Source organism: Helicobacter rodentium ATCC 700285 (assembly GCF_000687535.1).
Lineage (GTDB): Bacteria > Campylobacterota > Campylobacteria > Campylobacterales > Helicobacteraceae > Helicobacter_D > Helicobacter_D rodentium.
Genome location: NZ_JHWC01000010.1, coordinates 51,196 through 72,962, shown reverse-complemented (window position 1 = coordinate 72,962; position 21,767 = coordinate 51,196). Strand labels below are relative to the sequence as shown.

The 21,767-nt window shown below is 38.6% G+C and carries 23 protein-coding genes; 5 read left to right on the top strand and 18 right to left on the bottom strand.

Features of this window, described 5'->3' with window-relative positions:
- Positions 1-75: 75 nt before the first annotated feature.
- From BS85_RS0108385 to BS85_RS0108310, 16 genes are all read right to left on the bottom strand, one after another.
- A complete protein-coding gene (locus tag BS85_RS0108385) occupies positions 76-945 on the bottom strand; it encodes a thiamine-phosphate kinase (protein WP_026944389.1) in 870 nt (289 codons plus the stop codon).
- 6 nt (positions 946-951) lie between these two features.
- The gene (gene nadC / locus BS85_RS0108380) at positions 952-1,779 is read right to left on the bottom strand and encodes a carboxylating nicotinate-nucleotide diphosphorylase (protein ID WP_026944388.1); all 828 of its coding nucleotides are present in this window, start codon (positions 1,777-1,779) and stop codon (positions 952-954) included.
- 13 nt (positions 1,780-1,792) lie between these two features.
- On the bottom strand, positions 1,793-2,788 hold the full coding sequence (gene nadA, locus BS85_RS0108375) for a quinolinate synthase NadA (RefSeq protein ID WP_026944387.1): 996 nt from the start codon (positions 2,786-2,788) through the stop codon (positions 1,793-1,795).
- Complete coding sequence (locus BS85_RS0108370; protein ID WP_026944386.1) at positions 2,772-3,578, bottom strand: phosphatidylserine decarboxylase; 807 nt, start codon at positions 3,576-3,578, stop codon at positions 2,772-2,774. The genes nadA and BS85_RS0108370 overlap by 17 nt, the downstream gene beginning before the upstream one ends.
- A 2-nt stretch (positions 3,579-3,580) precedes the next feature.
- On the bottom strand, positions 3,581-4,294 hold the full coding sequence (locus BS85_RS0108365; protein WP_026944385.1) for an arginyltransferase: 714 nt from the start codon (positions 4,292-4,294) through the stop codon (positions 3,581-3,583).
- 4 nt (positions 4,295-4,298) lie between these two features.
- Complete coding sequence (locus tag BS85_RS10590; protein WP_156938112.1) at positions 4,299-5,492, bottom strand: murein transglycosylase domain-containing protein; 1,194 nt, start codon at positions 5,490-5,492, stop codon at positions 4,299-4,301.
- Between the two features lie 53 nt (positions 5,493-5,545).
- Entirely contained in the window at positions 5,546-6,112 is a 567-nt protein-coding gene (locus tag BS85_RS0108355) for a DJ-1 family glyoxalase III (protein WP_026944384.1), read from the bottom strand.
- A gap of 9 nt (positions 6,113-6,121) precedes the next feature.
- Positions 6,122-6,685: an elongation factor P gene (efp, locus tag BS85_RS0108350; protein WP_026944383.1), complete on the bottom strand. Its 564-nt coding sequence runs from the start codon at positions 6,683-6,685 to the stop codon at positions 6,122-6,124.
- Between the two features lie 13 nt (positions 6,686-6,698).
- Positions 6,699-7,622, bottom strand: coding sequence for a class II fructose-bisphosphate aldolase (locus BS85_RS0108345; RefSeq protein ID WP_026944382.1), 924 nt, complete (start codon positions 7,620-7,622; stop codon positions 6,699-6,701).
- Positions 7,623-7,631: 9 nt separating this feature from the next.
- A complete protein-coding gene (locus BS85_RS0108340; RefSeq protein WP_026944381.1) occupies positions 7,632-8,447 on the bottom strand; it encodes a peptidylprolyl isomerase in 816 nt (271 codons plus the stop codon).
- 206 nt (positions 8,448-8,653) lie between these two features.
- Positions 8,654-10,507, bottom strand: a complete 1,854-nt coding sequence (locus BS85_RS0108335) for an ammonia-forming cytochrome c nitrite reductase subunit c552 (RefSeq protein WP_026944380.1) — start codon at positions 10,505-10,507, stop codon at positions 8,654-8,656.
- Positions 10,508-10,525: 18 nt separating this feature from the next.
- Positions 10,526-10,993: a cytochrome c nitrite reductase small subunit gene (gene nrfH, locus BS85_RS0108330; RefSeq protein WP_420537189.1), complete on the bottom strand. Its 468-nt coding sequence runs from the start codon at positions 10,991-10,993 to the stop codon at positions 10,526-10,528.
- Between the two features lie 225 nt (positions 10,994-11,218).
- On the bottom strand, positions 11,219-12,562 hold the full coding sequence (locus BS85_RS0108325) for an anaerobic C4-dicarboxylate transporter (protein ID WP_026944378.1): 1,344 nt from the start codon (positions 12,560-12,562) through the stop codon (positions 11,219-11,221).
- A 25-nt stretch (positions 12,563-12,587) separates the two neighbouring features.
- A complete protein-coding gene (locus BS85_RS0108320) occupies positions 12,588-14,000 on the bottom strand; it encodes an aspartate ammonia-lyase (RefSeq protein ID WP_026944377.1) in 1,413 nt (470 codons plus the stop codon).
- 128 nt (positions 14,001-14,128) lie between these two features.
- On the bottom strand, positions 14,129-15,484 hold the full coding sequence (locus BS85_RS0108315) for an MATE family efflux transporter (protein ID WP_026944376.1): 1,356 nt from the start codon (positions 15,482-15,484) through the stop codon (positions 14,129-14,131).
- Between the two features lie 310 nt (positions 15,485-15,794).
- Positions 15,795-16,508, bottom strand: a complete 714-nt coding sequence (locus BS85_RS0108310) for a uroporphyrinogen-III synthase (RefSeq protein ID WP_026944375.1) — start codon at positions 16,506-16,508, stop codon at positions 15,795-15,797.
- 44 nt (positions 16,509-16,552) lie between these two features.
- On the opposite strand from BS85_RS0108310, the gene BS85_RS0108305 reads away from it, so the two are divergent.
- The 5 genes from BS85_RS0108305 to BS85_RS10580 all read left to right on the top strand — a co-directional run bounded on the left by BS85_RS0108305 (position 16,553) and on the right by BS85_RS10580 (position 19,256).
- Complete coding sequence (locus BS85_RS0108305) at positions 16,553-16,885, top strand: rhodanese-like domain-containing protein (protein WP_026944374.1); 333 nt, start codon at positions 16,553-16,555, stop codon at positions 16,883-16,885.
- A 99-nt stretch (positions 16,886-16,984) separates the two neighbouring features.
- The gene (locus BS85_RS0108300) at positions 16,985-17,803 is read left to right on the top strand and encodes a CsgG/HfaB family protein (RefSeq protein ID WP_026944373.1); all 819 of its coding nucleotides are present in this window, start codon (positions 16,985-16,987) and stop codon (positions 17,801-17,803) included.
- A complete protein-coding gene (locus tag BS85_RS11745) occupies positions 17,803-18,099 on the top strand; it encodes a hypothetical protein (protein ID WP_051604755.1) in 297 nt (98 codons plus the stop codon). Before BS85_RS0108300 ends, BS85_RS11745 begins: the two co-directional genes overlap by 1 nt.
- Positions 18,002-18,364: a hypothetical protein gene (locus BS85_RS11610; RefSeq protein ID WP_169734703.1), complete on the top strand. Its 363-nt coding sequence runs from the start codon at positions 18,002-18,004 to the stop codon at positions 18,362-18,364. Before BS85_RS11745 ends, BS85_RS11610 begins: the two co-directional genes overlap by 98 nt.
- A 124-nt stretch (positions 18,365-18,488) precedes the next feature.
- Complete coding sequence (locus BS85_RS10580) at positions 18,489-19,256, top strand: 4Fe-4S cluster-binding domain-containing protein (RefSeq protein WP_084310253.1); 768 nt, start codon at positions 18,489-18,491, stop codon at positions 19,254-19,256.
- Positions 19,257-19,590: 334 nt separating this feature from the next.
- Here BS85_RS10580 and BS85_RS0108280 read toward each other — a convergent pair whose 3' ends face one another.
- A complete protein-coding gene (locus BS85_RS0108280; protein ID WP_026944371.1) occupies positions 19,591-20,811 on the bottom strand; it encodes an aminoacetone oxidase family FAD-binding enzyme in 1,221 nt (406 codons plus the stop codon).
- Positions 20,812-20,839: 28 nt separating this feature from the next.
- Entirely contained in the window at positions 20,840-21,766 is a 927-nt protein-coding gene (gene accA, locus BS85_RS0108275; RefSeq protein ID WP_026944370.1) for an acetyl-CoA carboxylase carboxyl transferase subunit alpha, read from the bottom strand.
- Position 21,767 lies beyond the last annotated feature (1 nt).

The window sequence follows — 21,767 nt, the reverse complement described above, 5'->3', positions numbered from 1 at the left end:
ATTATGGATTGCTTCGGGCAAAGCCCTCGCAATGACAGAGGAGTAAGACGCAATGACGAGGTGGTTTGCTATCACTCAACAATGCCAATTTTTCTTATTCAAAGAATATTTGCCCCGAATCGCTACCGCAAAAGGCACAAATTGATGGCGGAACTTCGCCGCTATGTGTTGCATTCTTTTAAGATTCCGCTTCTCTATGGCATAGAGCATTTGGTATTCCTCTGGAGAATATAACCACTCCCCCCTACTTCTTAAAAGGCGGAATCCCACGCGATTGTTTGCGCTTAGCCGCGATAATTCCATAAAAATTCCATCAGAAATATCCATTCCTGCTTTAGCGATAGGATTGAGCGCAAAAAGCATTTTAGGGTATAAAATGGGCTTTGCAAAACGCGTATTTTTAGGGATTTTTGTACGTTTATGGAATCGCAACGCCTCCCTTAAATGGCGCGTATTTTTACCCAAAGATTGCGTTTGACAAAGCGTTAAAACACTGCTTGGCGTGATATAGCCTAGCATATCTCCTCTTTTTATGCCCTTTCTTGAAAGGTTCTTGCGCCCTCTTTGCCCTAAAAGCGTTAAAGAAAAGTGTAGTTTCTCCCCCACGAGCGTATCGCCACCGATGATTTGAATCTTGTGTTTTTTCGCACAATTCCCTATAATGTGCGCTAACTTCGCCACTTCTTTAAAAGTGCGCGGCAAACAAAGCGTTAAAAGCGCGAATCGCGGAATCGCATTCATCGCATAAATATCCGAGAGATTGACTAAAAAACACTTTTCAACGAGCGATTCTAAATCCGCCCACGCAAACCTAAAATGCACATCTTCAAAAAATGCGTCATTTGCGATAATATACGCGCCAATCTCCACGCCATCATCGCCGATTCCGAAAGTTGCGCCACTTTGCTTTAAAGTGCGAATCAATACACTTTCTCTATCCCGCATTATTCTTTAGTCAATTTTCATACTCAAATCTATCCAACCTGCTTGATGCGTAATTGCCCCCACAGAAATCGCATCTACACCGCTTGTGGCATACTCCCTAATGTTGTCAAGAGTAATATTTCCACTTGCTTCAAGCAAAACATTTGGGGCGATTGCATTGCGCATTTTTACAACTTCTTTAATCTCCTCTACTCTCATATTATCACACATCAAAATATCTATTTGGGATTCTAATGCCTCTTTAGCTTGTAAGGCATTCTCGCATTCCACTTCAATTTTTGTAACAATAGATATTTTGCTTCGTATGTCCTCAATAAATTTCTTTAAAGAGAGGATTCTTGATAAATGCGTATCCTTTAACATTAAACAATCATCTAACCCCAAGCGATGATTCACTGCTCCCCCATTGCGTGTAGAATATTTTTCAAAATCCCTAAGCAATGGACGCGTTTTTCTTGTATCCAACAGCATACAATTTGTGTCTTCTATTTTTTTCACATATTCGTGTGTAAGTGTCGCAATCCCGCTAGAATGCTCCAACAGATTCAAAATGGTGCGTTCTACGCTTAAGAGTTCGCTCATTTTGCCCTCAAAAGAGACGATTCTCTCTCCTTTTTTAAACACCATACCATCGTCAAAAACAAAATGACACTTTATGTTTAATAGCTCACAGAGACGCTCAATATACATTTGTCCTGATAATACACCTCCCTCTTTGGCAACCACATACGATTCTACTTGCGTATTGTTTTGTATTCGCGCATACAAATCCCCGCGTCCTATGTCCTCTTTTAAAATCAATTTTAAAAAATCATCTAACAATATCTTGTGCATTTAAACTCCTTATTTAAGATAATTCTAGCATTTTATCTAATGCTTGTTTTGCTTTTTTTGCAACACTTTCCTCTAGCAGAATCTCATTAATGGGTTGATTTGCCTTAATGGATTCTAAGCATTTTAACACATCTTGCAATGTTGTTTCATTCATCGTAGGACACTCCGGCTTTGTAGAACTTAGCACAAAGGTGTTTTGCACTCCATTGACAGGCTTTCTTAGGCGATTGACAAGATTAAATTCTGTCCCCACCGCAACCTTTTGAGATTCCTCCAAGCCTTGCACAAATTGGATAATCTGGCTTGTAGAGCCTACAAAATCCGCTTTTTCTACCACATCAGGACGACATTCTGGATGCACAGCAATGAGAATCTCTGGATATTTCGCACGATAAAAATCAATGTCTTGTGGAGTGAAAAGCTGATGAACCGAACAAAACCCATTGTAACAAATCACATCGGCTTCCTGCACTTGTTGCTTACTATCCACGCCCAAAACTGCGCTTTTAAGCCCATTTTTAGCAGCTAGATTCTGCCCCAAACAATAATCAGGCAAGAAAAATATTTTTTTGTTTTGCTTCAAAGCAAAATCTAAAATCTTTGCAGCATTAGAACTTGTGCAAACCACTCCTCCAAGCTCGGCAACTTTCGCCTTAACTTCGGCATTGGAATTGATATAAGTAATAGGAAAAACCTCTGGGATTCCATATTCTTTTAACTCCGCAATAGACTTATCAAAATAAGAACAATCAATCATTCTTGCCATAGAACAACACGCGATTCTTGGCATAAACACGCGCTTATTTGGGGCTAGAATCTTCACACTCTGCCCCATAAAGCCCACACCGCAAAAGATAATGTTAGGCTTCTCACTCGCACTAGCCTTACGCGCTAACTCCAAACTATCGCCTGTCAAATCCGCAATTTCTACGACTTCATCGCGCTGATAAAAATGCGCAACCAAAAGCGCGTCTAAATCCTGCAATAATGCCTTAATTTTTGTCTGCATAAGATTCCTTATCCTGAAGTTTAGCAATACACTGCCCAAAATACACTTTTTCTTTTAATTTTAACTGATATTCCCAATTTTTACTCAAAAGCACAATGGTTGAACCCATTAAGAAACTTCCCATTTCATCGCCCTTTTTCACAAAAATCGGTTCTGCAAATTCTAGGGTTTGAGATTCCTCAAACTCTGCCACACTCGGTGCAAAATGAATCTGTATTTTACCTACATTGAGCGCACCTATCGCAACAAAATATAAAGTCTCTCCAAAATCATCTTCGCATTCTAATATAACGCGTTTGTTTTGTGCAAAAACATCACCACATTTCAAGAGGGATTTTTCATTGACGCTTCTTAATTTACCACTCACAAACTCCAAACGCTTAATTTTTAAATTCAAAGGGGCGTGGAATCGGTGATAATCACTAGGAGAGAGGTAAAAATTCACAAAGGAATAGCCCTCCCCTAAATCGTTCTTGATAAAATCTCTCACACAATAAGTTTTGCCTTTAATTTGCATTGCGATTCCATTTTTACACGCACCAAGCTCCATAATTGTGGAATCGCAAGGGGCTATCATCTTGCGATCTGTCTTGTCAAAGGAGCGCATTTTAACCAAAGAGCGCGTAAAAAGCGCATTTAATGTCGGATAACTAGCGATTGTGTCAAATTCCTCCATTTTAACATCAAACCATCTAATATATGCTTTGTTAATCCATAATTGTATGCACATTGGAAACGCGTGGCAAGCAAACTTTTCAAAACATTTGGATATGAAATTGGTATAATGCAAAACTACTCCTTAACCCAAAGAGGATTTTCGCCTAAATTGGGACGATTACAAAGAATCTCAAAGGGCTTAAAACGCTCTTTATAGCCCATTGAGTGATGATTTTGTATCCAATATCCCGGATAAAGATAGGGGATATTATACCTTTTTGCAACTTCTATTTGTTTAAGAATAGAGTAAGTGCCAATAGAGAGGTTTTCAAAATCGTGGTCATAATAACAATAAACTGCAGAAATTGCGGTGGGCAAAATATCCACATACGCCACGCCGACTAATTTATCCTTGATATAATAATCAAATTCATAACCAAAGTCCAAAAACCCTTGCACAAAAGTGTCATAATAGGAATCCAAAGCAACTTCTTGACATTCCCAACCTTTCTTTTGATGCATTCTCTGATGATATTTCGCATAAAGTGCTAAATGCGTATCGCTCACTCTTGGGCGCGTAATTTCTAGGGTTAGAGGAGATTTTAAGGTACGCTTATGGGATTTTGAAAAGGTAAATTCTAGGCAATTTTGGCGAATAGAAATACAAGCATCACAAGCCTTGCAAATTGGCACAAAAAAATAATTACCAAAACGTCTCCAACCGCGTTCCAACAATGCGTTATACAAAGATTTTGTGCAATCTTTAATATAAAAATAACGAAACAAGGCTTCTAAGTTTGGCAAATAACTGCAAGGTCTAGGGGTTTGGATTAACTCATAAACTTCCATTGATTTATTTTGCGCTCAAATAAAGGTTTGGAATGGTTTGGGATTGTGTATTTTGCGCACGATTTTGTGCTTGAAATTCTTTTTTAGCATTGGTTACTTTATGCAAATAATTCCTTGCTTCCTCGTATTTTAAGGAAGTGCGGAGCTTACGATACACCTCTGCAGAAGTCATAGAATTAATCACTTGCACTGCTTTTGTCCTGTCTTTATGAAACACGCTTAGCACATTTCCGCTTCCTGTATTATACGCTGCAATCACGCAATATTCGTGCGAAAGGGAGTTTTTCACCCCCTTAATATAACGCGTAAAGAGGATATTTAGATAAGTAGAACCATATTGAATGTTTGTTTTAGGCGTGAAAAGCATTTCCTTTGTCGGAATCCCATCGCGGTTATTTAATGCCTTATAAACATCGCGTCCGGCACTTGCTGGAACAACTTGCATTAATCCATAAGCTGGAATATGGCTAACTGCATAAGGGTTAAAACTAGATTCTGTTTTGATGATTGCAAAAATCAGGGCTTGTTCTAGCTTGTATTCTTTCGCAAAAAGCGCAACATACTCTCCGTATTTATGCTCACTTTGAATCGTGTGGTCCTCCACCATATCAAACTGCACATAATAAACCTTTTTTTTCTCGCCTTTTTCTGTGATTTCTGTGGTTTGCAGTTTGTTTTGTATCAAATATTCCGCATAGCGATTCGCTCTCCAAGGATATAGCACAACTTCGCCCTCATTATCCTTGACTAAATCCGCCAAATAAGGCTTGCCACTAAAGGCAATTTCTTTATCTGAATACAAATCCACATCTTCTGGATCTTCTGGCGTTAGCAATGTCGTTACAATCGCTTTTTTTAGGGATTCTTTGGGATTGTTTGTATCCAAAGTCGCCACAGAAATAACCCCTTTGCTAAAATCCACTTGGGCGCGTGAGAGGTAGGAATCTGTGTATTTAACATACACATCTTGTGAAGCGGTGGGCGCGTTGTCCTCACCCCATTTTTTTGCGGCATTTTGTGTTAAAGCCACGACAACTTTTTTAAAATTTGCTTGAAGGCTCTGAATATCTCTTTCAAGTTGTTCAGGATTCAAGGAATAATCCACCACCTTTCTAATGACTTGCTCTTTAGAGATTCCTTGCTTGAAAATCTGTGGGTTATAAATCAAATCTCTATAACCCATTAGACAACCGCTCATTAGGATTCCTACTCCTGCAACAATACCTAAATTTCGGATTATTTTAAAAGATTTCAAACGCTCAACATTCCCAATCGGATTTCTTTTGCCTTTTGCTCTCCTGCAAAAATACGCGCCAAGAAAAAGGCAAATTCCAATGCAGTTGCAGGTCCTCTTGAAGTGATGAGATTGCCATCTTGCACAACATTTGGACTTGCTTGATAATGAGGATTTTTAATCTCTGTTTCAATGCTAGGATAACAAGTAAATTTTTGTGTTGTCAAGATATTGTGTTTAAAAAGCGCAAGGGGAGCGGCACAAATCGCCCCTATGATTCTATTTCTTTTGTTTAAATCCCCCAAAAGCTTCCCTAGCTCTTTAGATTGGATAAGATTCTGTGTATTTTCCCAACCACCCGGCAAGACAATACCATCAATACCGCTAGATAAAACTTCTGTAATTCTAATATCCGCAACAAGCTTCACACCCCCTTGAGATTCCACCACCAAAGTCTTTTGGGATTCCTCATCAACTGCTACTAAGATAACCTTACAGCCCACTCTCCTTAACACATCAATCACAGAGATTGCTTCAACTTCCTCAAATCCTTTTCCAAGCGGAATCAAAACTCTTGCACACATTGTTTTACCTTATTTCACTTTATCTAAATATTCGCCTGTTTCCGTATTCACGCGGATTGTATCGCCCTCCAAAATATGATAAGGCACTTGCACTACTGCACCGGTTTCAAGCGTAGCAGGTTTTTTCCCCGCACTTGTCGTATCGCCCTTGAAATTTGGAGGCGTCTCTGTAATTTTTAGCTCCACAGATTGTGGCACACTCACGGTGATTGCCTTGCCATTATGAAACAAAATGCTTACTGCCATTCCGTCAATCATCCATTTAGCAACCTCGCCCACTTGCTCATCACTCAAGCCGATTTGCTCGTAATTTTCGTTATCCATAAACTGAAAATGGTCGCCATCGTGGTATAAAAACTGCATAGAACGTTCCTGTAAATTCGGCTCTTCGCATTTGTCTCCCGCGTGAAAGGTTTTCTCTAACACTCTGCCATCTAAAAAGGATTTCATTTTCACACGCACAAATGCCGCACCTTTGCCCGGTTTTACATGTTGATATTCTGTGATTCTATAAGGAACCCCCTCCAATTCAACCTTCAAACCCTTTTTTAAATCTCCCATTGAATATGCCATTTTTTTCCTTTATTTAAATTTTGTTAGAACTTCCTAAAATATCCATTCTCTCGCTTATAACTTTTACCATAAATTCCTTTGCAGGAGCGAAAAATTTTCTTAAATCAAACTGCGTTTTATCCTCATTTGCAACGCGCCGAACTTCAGACATAAATGCGATTCTTAAATCTGTGTCGGTGTTGATTTTGTTGATTCCACCTTTAATGGCTTCTTGCAAAAAGCTAAAAGGCACACCCTTGCTTCCTTTTAAATCTCCTCCACTTTTCAAAAATGCCTCACTGACATTTTGTGGAATCGCACTTGCGCCGTGCAAAACAAGCGGAATCTTGGTGCGCTTTTTCACTTCAATCAAACGTTCAAAGTCTAGCTTGGGTTCGCCTTTAAACTTGAAAGCCCCGTGGCTTGTGCCAATGGCTGGGGCTAAAAAATCTACTTTGGATTCTTTAACAAACTCTTCTGCCTCATTAGGATTTACCAAACACGCGTCTTTTGCATCTACGGAGATATTATCCTCAATCCCCATTAAGCGTCCAAGCTCTGCCTCTACGCTCACTCCTGCAATATGCGCAACTTCCACTACCCTTTTAGTTTCTTTTAAATTTTCCTCAAAGCAATGATGGCTTGCGTCAATCATTACAGAAGTAAATCCCGCACGGATTGCTTTCACGCAGGATTCAAAGCTTGTTCCGTGGTCTAAATGCAATGCCACTGGGATATGCGGGTAACGTTTGGAGAGAATCTCCACCATTCCTACTGCCATATCAATGCCCATATATTTGATTGCGCCCTCACTTGCTTGAACGATAATCGGGGAATTTTTAAGATTCGCTGCTTCAAAAATCGCGCTTAACATTTCGTAATTTACGAAGTTAAAAGCTCCTACACCATAATTTTCCTGATTTGCCTTATCTAAAATCGCATTTCCACAAACTAGCATTAGGATTCCTTATTTGTAAATCTCAACTTTTGCTTTTTTGCGTAAAGATTCACCCTCTTTTTTGATATTTTCTTGCAACTTTTTAATTTTTAGATTCTGTTCAATCTGCCCTTTAATATCGTTTAGAGCTAAAGTTCCCGATGCTTTTTTGTCCTCAACCAAAATCACATGATAACCAAATTGCGTTTTAACAGGCGTTGCGGTGTAAGCCCCTTTATTTAGCTTAAAAGCTGCATTAGAGAACTCTGGCACCATTTGATTTTTTGCAAAATAGCCTAAATTCCCACCATCTTTTGCAGAACCATTTTGCATTTTTTCTCTAATGATTTCATCAAAACGCGCACTTGCATTTTTACCTGCTTTTTTAAGCTCTGCAATCACTGCTTTAGCTTCACTTTCGCTATTAAACAACAAATGACTTGCTTTTACCATTTCTGGTTGGACAAATTTTGATTTGTTTTGATTGTAAAATTGACTAATTTCCGCATCTGTTACTTTAATTTTTTCTATTTGTTTGCGAGTCCAAACTTCAAGTGCCAACTCTTCTTCTACACTCGCAAGTGCTTCTTTATACTCTTTGGAGCTTTGAATCCCATCTTTTTTGGCTTGGTTGATTAAAAGTCTGCGCTCCACTGCTTGATTGATAATTTGTCCTTTGGCATCTTCTGGCAACTGCTCAAATGCCACACCGGGTAGAGAACGCATTAAAGGCGCAATATCTTTTTCGGTAATAGGCTTACCATTTACATTTGCATAATCTTTCGCAAAACTCACTCCTTGCAATAACGCTAATGCCACTGCTGAACTAATAAGAATTTTTCTCATTTTTAAAACCTTTTTTTAAATTTGTGAAATTTTACCTTTAAATTTTTAATATTTAATTAATGAAACTAAAAGTTAATAAATTTTTGAAGTTCTAGTGCGCAATCTCTTAAAAAGTAGTCTCCAAAAACTAACTTTAATAAAAAACGCAAATCGTTAAGTGGTGTAGAGATTTCAAATACCTACAAGAGGCATTTGAAAAATCTCTGTTAATAAGAAGAAGTTTTGGAATCAATCGCCTTATAGTTATAAGGTTTGTTGTTTTTATCCAATTCCATTAACTCTTTTGGAGCAGCCCCATTGATTTCCGCGTGTTCGTAGTAGCGGTCTCCTGCTTTATGTCCGTTCAAATCCACTTTGTAGCGAATCTCGCCCGGATTAAATTTCTGAATATCCTCAAAGCCTAGGTTAGAAGTCGTAAAGCCTTTGATTCCATTAGCATTTGCGATTTCTACAAGCTTAGTCTGTCCCATTCTAGCCATTTCAACTGCTTGAAGTAGCATTCTGCTTGCCTCTCTTGGATTGTGGAATCCTGTGGAGTTCTCTGCCCCTACGAAGTCTCCTCTCATTTGTCCTTTGCGGTGCAATTCTAATGGCTCTTTAAGCGCAGCTGAAATTTTCTTGTCATCTGCTTTTCCATCGGTTTGATATTCTGGAAGTTCGCCTAATTTTGCGCGTAAGTTTTTAATATCCTCAATCAAGCTCACAGTTGCATACTCTGCACTTCTTAAGTCAAACGCAATAGATTTTTGAATATCAAGAATCTGTGCTTTTAAATACTCCTCGCTTTGTGTGTGGCAAGTTTTGCACGCTGCATTAATATCTTGCAATGGAGAAGTGATATTGTGTTCTGTCATTTTCTTTGCACCTTTGCGTTTATAAGGCATATGGCAATCCGCACAAGTTACACCATTTGCTGCATGCACACCACCGCTAAAGAGTTCTGTTTCTGGGTGTTGGATTTTTAGCATTGGAGCTTTTGTGATTTTATGTTGCCAATCTTGGGCAAAAATATCACGCACTTTTTCATAATGCTCATCAAACATTTCAATTCTAAATGGCTCATTTTTCTTCCAAGCACTCCAAGGGAATACTAACTCAATTCCTGCCACTTCAATTTCAGTTGGCTCGTTGCCATTTCTCCAAGAATCAAACTCATCATAAGTTTTTTGTGTGCCATTCCACCATTTTTGACTTGCATCATTAGCAATGGATTCACCCATTACTTTCACTTTTGTGCCTGTGGGTTTGAAATAATATTCTACATGGCATTGAGAACAAACGAGTGTGCGCATTTCATCACGACTTGCTTTGATACCTGTTACAGGATCTTTTTCATACCCGCGACTTGCAAGAGCATTGATAGCTGCTTGTCTTGTTAAACGCAACTGCATATCGGTTGGATTATGGCAATCCGCACAAGTTACACCCATTCTTTTACCGCCGTGCGGTCCGCTATGCGCTTCAGAGTTTGGCTCTATTCCATTCACTGCTGGGACATTTTTAATCATTGTCCAATATTTTGTAGAGTTAAAAGAAACCCATTTTTCCTCTGGAGTGTTTCCGATTCCGACATTTTTAAGCAACCAAGGACTCCAACCGCTATGGCAATTCATACAAGCTGTAGGTTGTCCGCCAAATCCTGCAAATCCGTGTGCATTCAAGAAATCTTTATTGTTTCTTGCGGTATCCATTTGATCCACTTGAATCCAAAAATGCCCTCTCTCCTCATTTGCGTCCATACTAAAAGGATACCCCGCCCATAGAATTGTAAGCTGCGGATAACGAATTAATTTGGAATATGCTAAATTTCCACCAAATTCTGTTGAAATGGGAGCTTGTTTTTCAACCGTTAAATACATATCTAAATAATCGGGAAAATTTTTACCCCAATGATCAAAAGTTGGATTCTCATCACTCATTTCTACAAAGCCCTTAGAGCTTAACCCACCTGTGCTTTCTGCTTGTTTCTTGCTGATGTCAGAGTTTAGCCAAAACATTCCTGCAATCACAATTAAAACAATCACTACCAAAATCGGCATTAAAGGCGATTTTTTTTGCATTTTAACCTCCTAAATAATTTAAAAACCTCGTCTATGTCCTACGCCTGTATGGCAAGAAACACAGCTAAGAGAGCCATTTCCGTGCGGATTAGTCGTAGGATTTACGACATTACTCACCATTTCACTATGACAACGCACACAATTATCCTGAATCATACCTTTAGACTTTTGCGTTGCACTCAAATTTGTCGGCAACACATCTAACTTAAAAGTAAAGGCATACGCGTGTCCCACGCCACTTTCTGCTTTTGCAATCCACTTTTCCACAAATCCGTGTGGCAAATGGCAGTCATTACAGGTTGCAAGAGGCTTTCCTGCAATCTTTCTTGAATGTGAGCCTTTGATATAGTCATTATAAACTTCGTTCATAATATGACAATTATTACAGGCTTCACTTTCATTGCTGAAATATGACATACCCTTTGCATTGTAGAAAGTGTATAGCCCTATTACACAAGCAAATACACAAAGAATCCCAAGCAACAAAGCGACAAATGAGAGTGGTTTTTTAGATTCTTTACCTACCAAATTGACGCTCCTTAGAGTATTTTTGAATCTAAAACCAAAATTGTATAAAGAGATTCTAAATTCAAGAATACTATTGTAATGGAACTCTCAAAGAAATTCCTTGACTTAAATCAAAAAGTAAATAATTGGTAAATAAAAGCAAAGAGAGAATAAAGACTCAAGGAGAGCTTGAGCCTTTAAGTATTAAACGATAGCAACCGCCGCGAATCCTAGAGCGACACTAAATGCGATAGCTAACACACCCGGAACCAAGAATGCGTGGTTAAAGATATATTTCCCAATTCTTGTTGAACCCGTGTCGTCCATTTGCACCGCACCAAGTAATGTAGGATAAGTTGGCAATACAAACAATGCAGAAACCGCTGCAAAAGAAGCAACAATCATATAGGAATCTCCCGGATTTGCTACACTAATACCAAGTGCTGCAATAGCCACAGGAGTAATTGTTTTTGCGGTTGCCGCTTGAGAATACAACAATGTCGCTGCGAAGAAGAAAATAACCGCCAAAAGCGCAGGAACCTGTTTAACCCATTCTTCTGATAATGCTTTGATTTGTGTTGTATAGCCTTCTACAAAGGTATTTCCAAGCCAAGCCACACCAAGCACACACACGCACGCAACCATACCGCTTTTGAAAACGCTAGATTCCACAATTTTGCCTGTTTCAACTTTGCAGAAAACAACAATAAATGTTGCAACAGAAAGCATAAAGCTCATAATTGCTGCATCTCTAGGCACAATCACATTTTCAATCAATACTGGTTCGCCACCAATTTTTGAAATCGCAGTCGCATACAAAACAACAAGCAAAACCCCAATCAAAAAGATTCCAACAGAAAGCTTCGCGCCTTCTTTTAGTTGCATATTTTGAGCACCCACTGATGGTTTTACCAAGCCTTTTGCTAGTCTGTCTTGATATATAGGATCGCTGCTTAAATCAAGATTGGAGAACATTGTAATAATGAGCGCAGTCAGCATACAACCAATAAAAGTAGTTGGAATCCAAATGGCTAAAAGAAGCGGATAGCTCCAGCCCAAAGGCTCTAACACACCTGTCATATAAACAACTGCCGCACTTACAGGACTTGCAGTAATCGCAATTTGAGAAGAAACTACCGCAATAGACAATGGAGCAGAAGGTTTAATGTTTTGCTCTTTTGCAACCTCAACAATAACAGGAATCATAGAAAACGCTGTGTGTCCTGTCCCTGCTAAAATAGTCAAGAAATAAGTAACGGTTGGCGCAAGGTAGTTAATATATTTTGGATTAGAACGCAAGATTCGCTCCGCAATCTGAACCAAATAATCCAAACCACCCGCTAATTGCATTGCAGAAATTGCCGCAATAACCGACATAATGATTAAGATAACATCCCACGGAATCGCACCGGGCTTCATACCAAGTGCTAATCCCAAAATTACAACACCTAAACCTCCGGCGTAACCAATCCCGATTCCGCCTAAACGAATACCAACAAAAATCGCACCAAGCAGGACGACGATTTGCAGAATCAACATAATATCCATTTATTTATCCTTTCAATTACAAGACTTAAGCGTCTCGTTTTTTCTTCATTTGTGGATTAAGCATATTTTCGGGATTTAGAATTTTGTCAATCTCCTCTTTTGGTAAATATCCTCTCTCCAAACAAATATCCGCTACTGATTTTCCTGTTTGCAATGCTTCTTTTGCCATACTTGCAGATTTTTCATAGCCTAGCACTGGGTTAAATGCTGTTACGATTCCAATAGAATTAAGTACTGCATTCTTGCAAGCTTCAGGATTTGCAGTTAAATCTTTGATTGCTTTTTGCGCAAGAGTTCTCATTGCATTTTCTAACACTGTTACAGAGTTGAAAAGCGCATAAGCAATTCCGGGTTCAAACGCATTTAACTCAAATTCTCCTCTCTCACTGCAAAGCATAATCGTTACATCATTACCGATTACTTCATAACAAGCTTCACCGACAACTTCGCAAATAACAGGATTTACTTTACCGGGCATAATAGAGCTTCCGGGTTGCATTTTAGGTAAATTGATTTCACCAAGTCCGCATCTAGGACCACTATTCATCAATCTTAAGTCATTCGCAATTTTAGAAAGTCTGACTGCCGCAGTTTTAAGCGCACCACTAACATGCACGAAATCTGCTGTATCTTGCGTAGCAGCAATAAAGTCTTCTGCGGGTTTAAACTCTACACCCGTGATTTCTTTTAATTTTTTCTCTACGACAATTTTATAATCAGGGTGGCAGTTAATCCCTGTTCCAATCGCAGTTGCACCCATATTAAGAATCGCCATAGACTCTCTTGCGGCTTTAATTTTTGCAATATCACTTTTAATGTAACTTGCAAATGCGTTAAATGTATTTCCAAGTGTTGTTGGCACAGCATCTTCTAACTCTGTGCGCCCCATCTTGATAATATCTTTCCATTCTTTTGCTTTTTTTTCAAGCTCTTTTTTAAGTTCCTCCATTGCTTCAAGCAAATGTCCCAATTTCTCGTGGGTTGCAACTTTGATAGAGCTTGGATAGGTATCATTTGTAGATTGTCCTAAATTTGTATGATCATTAGGGTGAAGATACTGGTATTCACCTTTTTTATGTCCCATACTCTCCAATGCAATGTTGGTAATAACTTCATTCACATTCATATTAGTAGATGTTCCTGCGCCTCCTTGCATCATATCCACGACAAATTGATCAATAAATTCACCTTTAATCAATCGGTCTGCAGCTTTTGCGATTGCGTCTGCTTTCTCTGCGTCAAGCACTCCTACTTCTTTATTTGCCAATGCCGCTGCCTTTTTAATCTGCGCAAAAGCCTTAACAAAAAAAGGATAATTTTTAAGAGTTCTTCCTGTCATCTTAAAGTTTTCCACAGCTCTAAAAGTCTGCACTCCATAATACACGGAATCATCAATTTCTAATTCGCCAATGAAGTCATGTTCTTTTCTAGTTCCCATGATAACCCTTCTTTCAAAAGTTTAAATTTTAAAGATTACTTGCATATAATCTTTATACGCGAATATTACTCTTAATGCTTTATCATATCTATAAAAAGATGAAATTAATAAAAAAAATTTATATTTCTTTAAAGATTCTTTAAAATTCCTTTCTTATATTCATAAACAATGATTCCACATACAACAAAAGTAGCACACAAAATTCCAAGCGGATAAGACACAATCACCCCATCAAACCCATACAATCTAGGTAAAATCATTACAAAACAAAACGTAAAAAGTAATGTATAAGCAAAAGTAATTACAAAAGAGCTAAAAGTTCTCTGAATGGATTGAAAGAAAATTGCACTTACGATATTCACTCCTAAAAGAATATAGCCCAAAAAATAAAATTGCATTGCATTTTGTGTATCCTTTAGCAAATTTATATCACGCATTGCAATATCACTAGGCAAAAACCAAGCTATAAGATAAGGGGAAAAAATAAAAAACAAAACATAAAGCACGATTCCGCCTCCGAAGCTAAAAACTAAACCAAAATTAAAAATTCCCCTTACGCGACTCATAAGACCCGCACCATAATTAAAACTTGCAATAGGTTGCACACCTTGCGCCATAGAAAGCAGAATCGTAAAAGGAATAATCCCTGCATACATTAAAACGCTATAAATTGCCAATCCCCTATCCCCTGCAATCTCTGAAATCGTGCGATTAAAGATTAACATCATAAGACTTACGCTAATCTCTGAACTACTTTGCGGGATTCCATTTTTAGTCGCACTCAAAAGCGCGTAAATATCAAAAGCTTTAATGAGATACAAATCCCCTTTTTTACGCAAAAAATGTTGTAGCAAAATACACATTCCAACGCCGTGTCCAAGCAGTGTTGCTAATGCACTACTTGCGATTCCAAGTTCCAACACAAACAAAAAAATATAATTTAATATAATATTAGTCAATGAACCTGCAATCATAGCAAACATCGCAAGCACGGGTTGCTTATCATTAATCGCAAAAATATCTAACATTGGGTGCAATACAATAATAAAAGCTCCAAGATAAATCACTTCTGTATAATGTTGCACGAGTGGTAAAAGTGTTGCACTACTCCCAAGGAGAAGCGCAATAGAATCACTATAAAAATACAAAACAACCCCACCAAACACGCTTGTGCTTAACGCAAAATAAAACACACTACTAAACACAATCCTAGCGCGAAAGGCTTTTCCGCGTCCTAGAAAATAAGAAGCCATTGCCGCTGCACCCACGCTAAAGAGCAATTCAAAAGCAATAAGAATCGGAAAAATAGGCCAAGCAATTCCAATGGCAGCAAGTGCATTTTCTCCAAGTTTTTTGCCCACAAAGATTCCATCAATCGTAGAATAAGTAGAAAGGGCAAGCATAGCAACAAGAGAAGGCAAAAAATAAGAAAAAAATAACTTTGGTATGGCTGTTGTTTTAAGATTTGGTTTTTGTTTTTGCAAAGATTACTCCATTTAGTATTATTACCAAAGTAGGGTTAGAAGTATAACATAACTTTATGGAATGACGAAGTGATGGCAGTTACTGCAAGATTCTGCATTGCATTTTAATTTGCTATCATTGCGAGAGATTCTTTAGAATCTTGTGGCAATCTATAATCTTGACTATTCAAAAGATTCCATTGTAAAAATTAATTTATGCAAAATTATGGATTGCTTCACTTTATGCACAATGACGAGGTTGTGGTTTCTATGTCATTGCGAGAAAATTTGAAAAATTTTCACAACAATCTATATTATGGAATCCCACCCTTTAAAGGCTCATCGCAAACTCCAACGCAGCTTCCTTGCTGACTTTGGGAGAAAGCAGAATCTTTGCTTCTTTACCCAAAAGCTCCAAAGCACACTTGCGCGTAGTCTCCCCGATACATAGTGCGATAAAGCGAGAATCCCAAGTGTAGTTTAGCAAAAACGCCCTAATGTGCGAGGGCGCACTAAAAAATATTACACAATCTTGCTTCAAAGGTTCTTTTTGTGATTCTTGTAGTTGAAGTGGTAAAGTCTCATAAAGAATCGCTTGTTGCAATGAGATTCCCGCGCTTTCTAGGATTTGCGGAAGTTTGGAGGCAATTTTACGCGCCCGAATAAAGAGAGGCTTTTTATTCTGCGAATATGAAATCAACTCTTTAGCAAACTCCTCACCATAAGCCTTACTTGCGCTAAAAAAAGACTCAAGATTCAAGGCTTTCAAGGCTTCATTGCAACCACTACCTAGAGTAAAATTTGGCAGATTCTGCCACCTCTGCATTGCCTCTTTTGGTAGGGATTCTAAATTTTCTTTTAGAGCAAAAATAGCGTTTTTGGAAGTAAAAATCAAGGAATCACACATTTGCAGTTTGTCAAAAATTTGAGAATCCACAAGTGTTTTTATCTCCAAAAGCGGTAAAATCGTAATGGATTCCTTTAATTCCTCGCTAAAACTTTGCAAATCAGGAGGTATTTTTGTGATATAATAAATCGTTCTCATTTTTTTATTTTAACAAAATTTTACAAAATTTTTAAGAGGCAAAAATGTATATCAAAAATCAAAGTTTAGCAACACCAGCAGATTTAGAAAACATTAATTTAAGCGGTTTTATTGTGATTGACTTGCGTTCAAGAGGATATTTTTTGATTAGCCACATCAAAGATGCAATCAATGTGGAATCCTTGCAACGCATTGCTTTTATCGCGCAGGAAAATACGGACAAAAAGATTTTGCTTTATTGCCATAGCGGGGCGACTGCGGCGGACTTTGGAACACAGCTCACACAGCAAGGATTCCATAATATCTATTATGTAGATGATAATTACTTCAATCTCGCAAAATATGGAATCGCAATGGAAGGAGAAGGAGGGAAATAAAACTTTAATCTTTTTATCTTTTTAAGCCTTCAATTTATTGACAATCGTTTTTTTTTTTTTGTATTATCTCAACTTACAAATTTATCACAAAGGAAAACGATGAGGAAAAATATCTTATCCCATTCAAAATTTACCGCATTCATTGTGGCTTTAGGACTTTTTATGCTTACAGGTTGTGTTGCTAATCAAAGCAGCAATGCAGGTGGTGTTAGTGGAAGTGCAGCCGGAAGCAACGCAAGTGGCACACAAGTAGAAAAATGCTCTAAGCCATTAGGAACTCTCGCATTTTACGAAGATCAGCACACAGATTGGTATTCTTACTTGACAAGAAACTACAAACTCACTTCTACTTTGCCTGTGTTAAGATTACTAGCGCAACAAACAAATTGTTTTGTAATCGTAGAACGGGGAAAAATGATGGATAATATGATGCAAGAAAGAGCCTTAGCTAGAAGCGGAGAAAGCAGAAGTGGCTCCGGATTCGGCAAGGGGAAAATGGTAGCGGCGGATTACACAATTTCTCCAGAGATTTTCTTTAGCGGAGAAAATGTCGCGGGTGGAGCTGGTGGAGTAGCGGCAAGCACCGGGGGTTGGCTTGGAGTTGTTGGAGCACTTGCGGGTGGGTTTAACAAGAAAGAAACCCAAACAACATTAATTTTAATTGAGAATCGCTCCGGTGTTCAACTCGCTGCTGCGGTGGGAGTCGCTTCACACACTGACTTTTTTGGGCTTGGTGGAGCAGGCGGAAGCAATGTTGGAGGTGCTTTAGGAGGATATTCCAGAACTCCAGAGGGCAAAACGCTTGTCAATGCCTTTTTGGATTCTATGAATCAGCTTGTGATAGCACTCAAAGACTATAAAGCGCAAGAAGTGAAAGGTGGATTAGGAAAAGGCGGAACTCTTAAAGTGGGTCAGTAATGCTAAAACTTTGCATTTGCTTGATAATTCCCTCTTTCCTCTTTGGCTTTAATGCCTATGAGGATAGGAATTTTAGTAGCCTTTGCAACCTTTATAGACAAAAAGAAAGGGCAATGTATTACGGAGATTATGGTGGCGCAAGAAGCATACAAGAAAGGATTGAAAGCTACAAAATGCGCTTTGGGATTGAAAAATTTGATGAGACAGAATGCAATATTCCAGAATGGAACGACTGGATTCCTTATCATCATTACCGCCACCATTACAACCATCATTACCGCTATTTGCCGCGCTAATAAGCATTTTAAGAACAATTTGGATTGCTTGGGATTCTTGATTGTTGTCATTGTGAGATTCTGCATTAGCGGAATCTTAGTGTGCGTTGCATTAAGCAACTCACCTGCTTTGAGCTGCAAATCCATAATCAAGAACCACTATCCTTACACTCCTTGCTTGAAAAATAATATATTTTTCCCTATGATTGCAAAAAATAAATTCACAAAGGCGCACCAAATGAAACAAGCCATTCAGCAATTAATCGGGGGGGGGGGGGCAAAATAAGCTAAATTTTCCTTTTATTTTGAAATTAAAACAACAATTTCAAAGATTTAGGCGTAAAAAAGATTAAATTCTAGGTTATTACATTATGTAGAAAAGCTAACGCCACCCACATACCTAACAAAAAATTGATATTCATCTAGCCGACCATTGCAATCTAAACTGCTTTGGTTGCTCTCATTTCTCACAAGTGGCACAACCAAAATTTCCAACACTACAAACTTACGAAAAAGACATAAAAGCCTCAAGCGCAATTACGCAAGGGTTTATAGGCAAAATTCAATTAATGGGAGGAGAACCGCTACTGAATCCAAATTGCAAAGATTTTTTTGCCCTTACGCGCAAATACTTCCCCAATGTGCCAATTTGGCTTGTAACCAATGGCGTTTTACTTCTTAAGCAAAATCAAGAGTTTTGGCAATCTTGTAGAGAAAATGCAATAGAAATACACCCAACAAAGTATCCTATAAATATAGATTGGGGCGCAATACAAAGAATCTGCAAAGAGCAAGGAGTGGTTTTAAAGTTTTTTATGAATTCTGATAAAAAACAAAAGGTAATGACTAAAATGATTTTGAACCCTAAGGGTAACTCTAATCCTTTTTACAGCTTCATTGGTTGCACGCTCAATCAATGCGCACAGCTTTATGATGGAAAACTTTATCCTTGCACTTTCACCGCTTATATTGAACATTTTAACAAGCACTTCTCACAAAATTTGCAAATCACGCCTTTGGATTTTATAGACATTCACAAGCCCAATCTTACTTATCAAGAGATTCTAAGCTTTATGGCAAAGCCACTGCCCTTTTGTCGTTATTGCGATACAATGAAATGGCAACACATTGGAGAATGGAAGACTTCTAAAAAAGATATTACGGAGTATTTGGAATAGTGCTTAATGTGAGGATTGATAAGACGATGGATTTGCGCTAAAGCAGGTGAGTTGCTTAATACAAATCTATAATTCAACATACAGAAGCCTTTATAATAGAATCTTTAATGGCGAGATTCTACATTATAGATTGCCACGAAAATTTTTCAAATTTTCTCACAATGACACAAAGCAAACCACTTCGTCATTGCGAACGAAGTGAAGCAATCCATAATCTAACAACAATTAACTTTCACAATGGAATCTTTAATGGCAAGATTCTGTATTATGGATTACTTTATTGCTTTGCACCTCGCAATGACAAGTGGAAACATAGACAGAGCGGTGGGATTCGTCATTTCAGACACTTCTTCCTTATTGCCCCCGCGCACACCCACGCACTCGCAAAAGCAAAGGCTAGATTATATCCTCCGCGATTCCCAACAATATCAAGCATTTCGCCGATGATATAGAGATTTTGGCATTTTTTGGATTCCATTGTTTTGGGATTGATTTCCTTTCCGCTTATGCCTCCACCGCTTACTTCCGCGTTCTCAAAGCCCCTTGTTGTTGGATTTTTAAGCTCAAAATTTTTCAGTCTATACGCTAATTGCTTCAACTGCTTCGTATTTTTGGGATTCCAAGAAAAGTTTTGCGCAAAGGCTTTGGCAATTTTAGGGTGCAAGAATCCGCTAAGAAGCGCGATAAGATTCCGATTCGGATAGGCTTTTATAAGGTTTGCAAGTTGGTTTTCTAAAACTCTCTCCTCCAAACTTGGCAAAAAATCTAAAATGATTTTGAGATTCTGCTTTGATTGCACAAAAGAGGAAATATCTAGCACCCCAAAGCCCGAGATTCCATAATCCGTAAAAAGCACATCGCCTAGCAGAGTTTTAAGGATTTGATTCTCTTGTTTTAAGGTAATGTTAGCGGTTATTTTCACGCCACTTAGGCTACTAAGCCATTGGGATTCCACATTTAAGGGGACTAAAGAAGGATAAGTTTGCAGAACTCTTAAGCCCAAACCCCTTGCTAACTGCAACCCCTTATCACTGCCACCAAGCCTCAAAGACGCCTCACTTCCACAAGCAAGAACCACATAGGGATAAATCCTCTCCTCTTGCGCATTTCTTAATCCAAATCCCCCTTGCATTTGGTGCAAATCCATAATCTCTGTCTCCAAATGTATTGTAACATGCTTAGAATTTTGCAAAAAATCAGTAAAAATCTCTAGCACGGATTTTGCCGAGTTGCTAAGGGGATAAACCCTGCCATCCTCTTGAATCGCTAATGCGATTCCAAGTTTTTGACAAAATTTATGGAATGCTTGAAAGTTAAATTTTTCTAAAATGCTTTGAATCTCTTGTGTGCTAAAACTTGAAGTTTGATATTGCTTTGCACTTGTGTATTGGTTGTGGATATTACAGCGTCCGTTCCCTGTAGCTAGGAGCTTCTTGCCTAAAGTCTTGTTTTTTTCAAACAAAACCACCGGAATCCCAAAAGACAAAAGACTAATCGCGCAAAAAATTCCACTTGCTCCCCCGCCAATGATTGCAACCTTTGGAATCTCTTGCAAAACTTATCCCCACACTTCTAGCTTAGAATTACTGGAAGCTCCCATAAGCCATTAGTTTATTGTAGCGGTTTTGGAGATAATTAGAATCGGATTGTATTTCTTTTAACGCATTTAAAAAATAATCTTTAATTGCTCCTGCTGCGGCTTCTTTATCACGATGTGCGCCGATTCCGGGTTCTTGAATGATTGCGTCAATCAAGTTAGCTTCCTTCAAACCCTCTGGCGTGATTTTTAATGCTTGTGTAGCACTTTCAATTTTCGCAGGGTCGTTCCATAAAATCGCCGCACAACCCTCTGGAGAAATCACGCTAAAGACGGAATACTGCATCATTGCGAGGCGGTCTGCCACGCCAATGGCAAGTGCGCCACCGCTTCCACCCTCTCCAATCACAATAGAAATAGTTGGAATCTTAAGCTTACTAAACTCTTGCAAATTCTTAGCAATTGCTTCACTCTGCCCACGCTCCTCTGCGCTGATTCCGGGATACGCTCCGGGAGTATCTACAAACATTAAAAGTGGAATCCTAAACTTCTCCGCCATTTTTGCTGCGCGTAATGCCTTGCGATAGCCCTCTGGATTGGGCATACCAAAATTTCTATGCAATTTGTTTTTTGTCCCGCGTCCCTTTTCCTCTCCAATCACCATTACCTTTTGCCCCTCAATCTTACCAAGAAAGCAGACAATGGCATTATCGTCCCTAAAGTGCCTATCCCCGTGAATCTCCAATGGCTCTTTTAAAAGCAGAGTAATATAATCCATAGCGTAAGGGCGGTCTGGGTGGCGCGCTAGTTGGAGTTTTTGATAATCTGAAAGATTGGAATACACTTTTTTAACTTCCTTATCCAAGTCTTTTTGTAAAATTTCAATCGCGTGTGTATCGCCTTTTAATCTCGCTGTTGCGATATTTTCTTGAATATTTTTGATTTTCACTTCAAAATCTAAATAAGTTGCCACG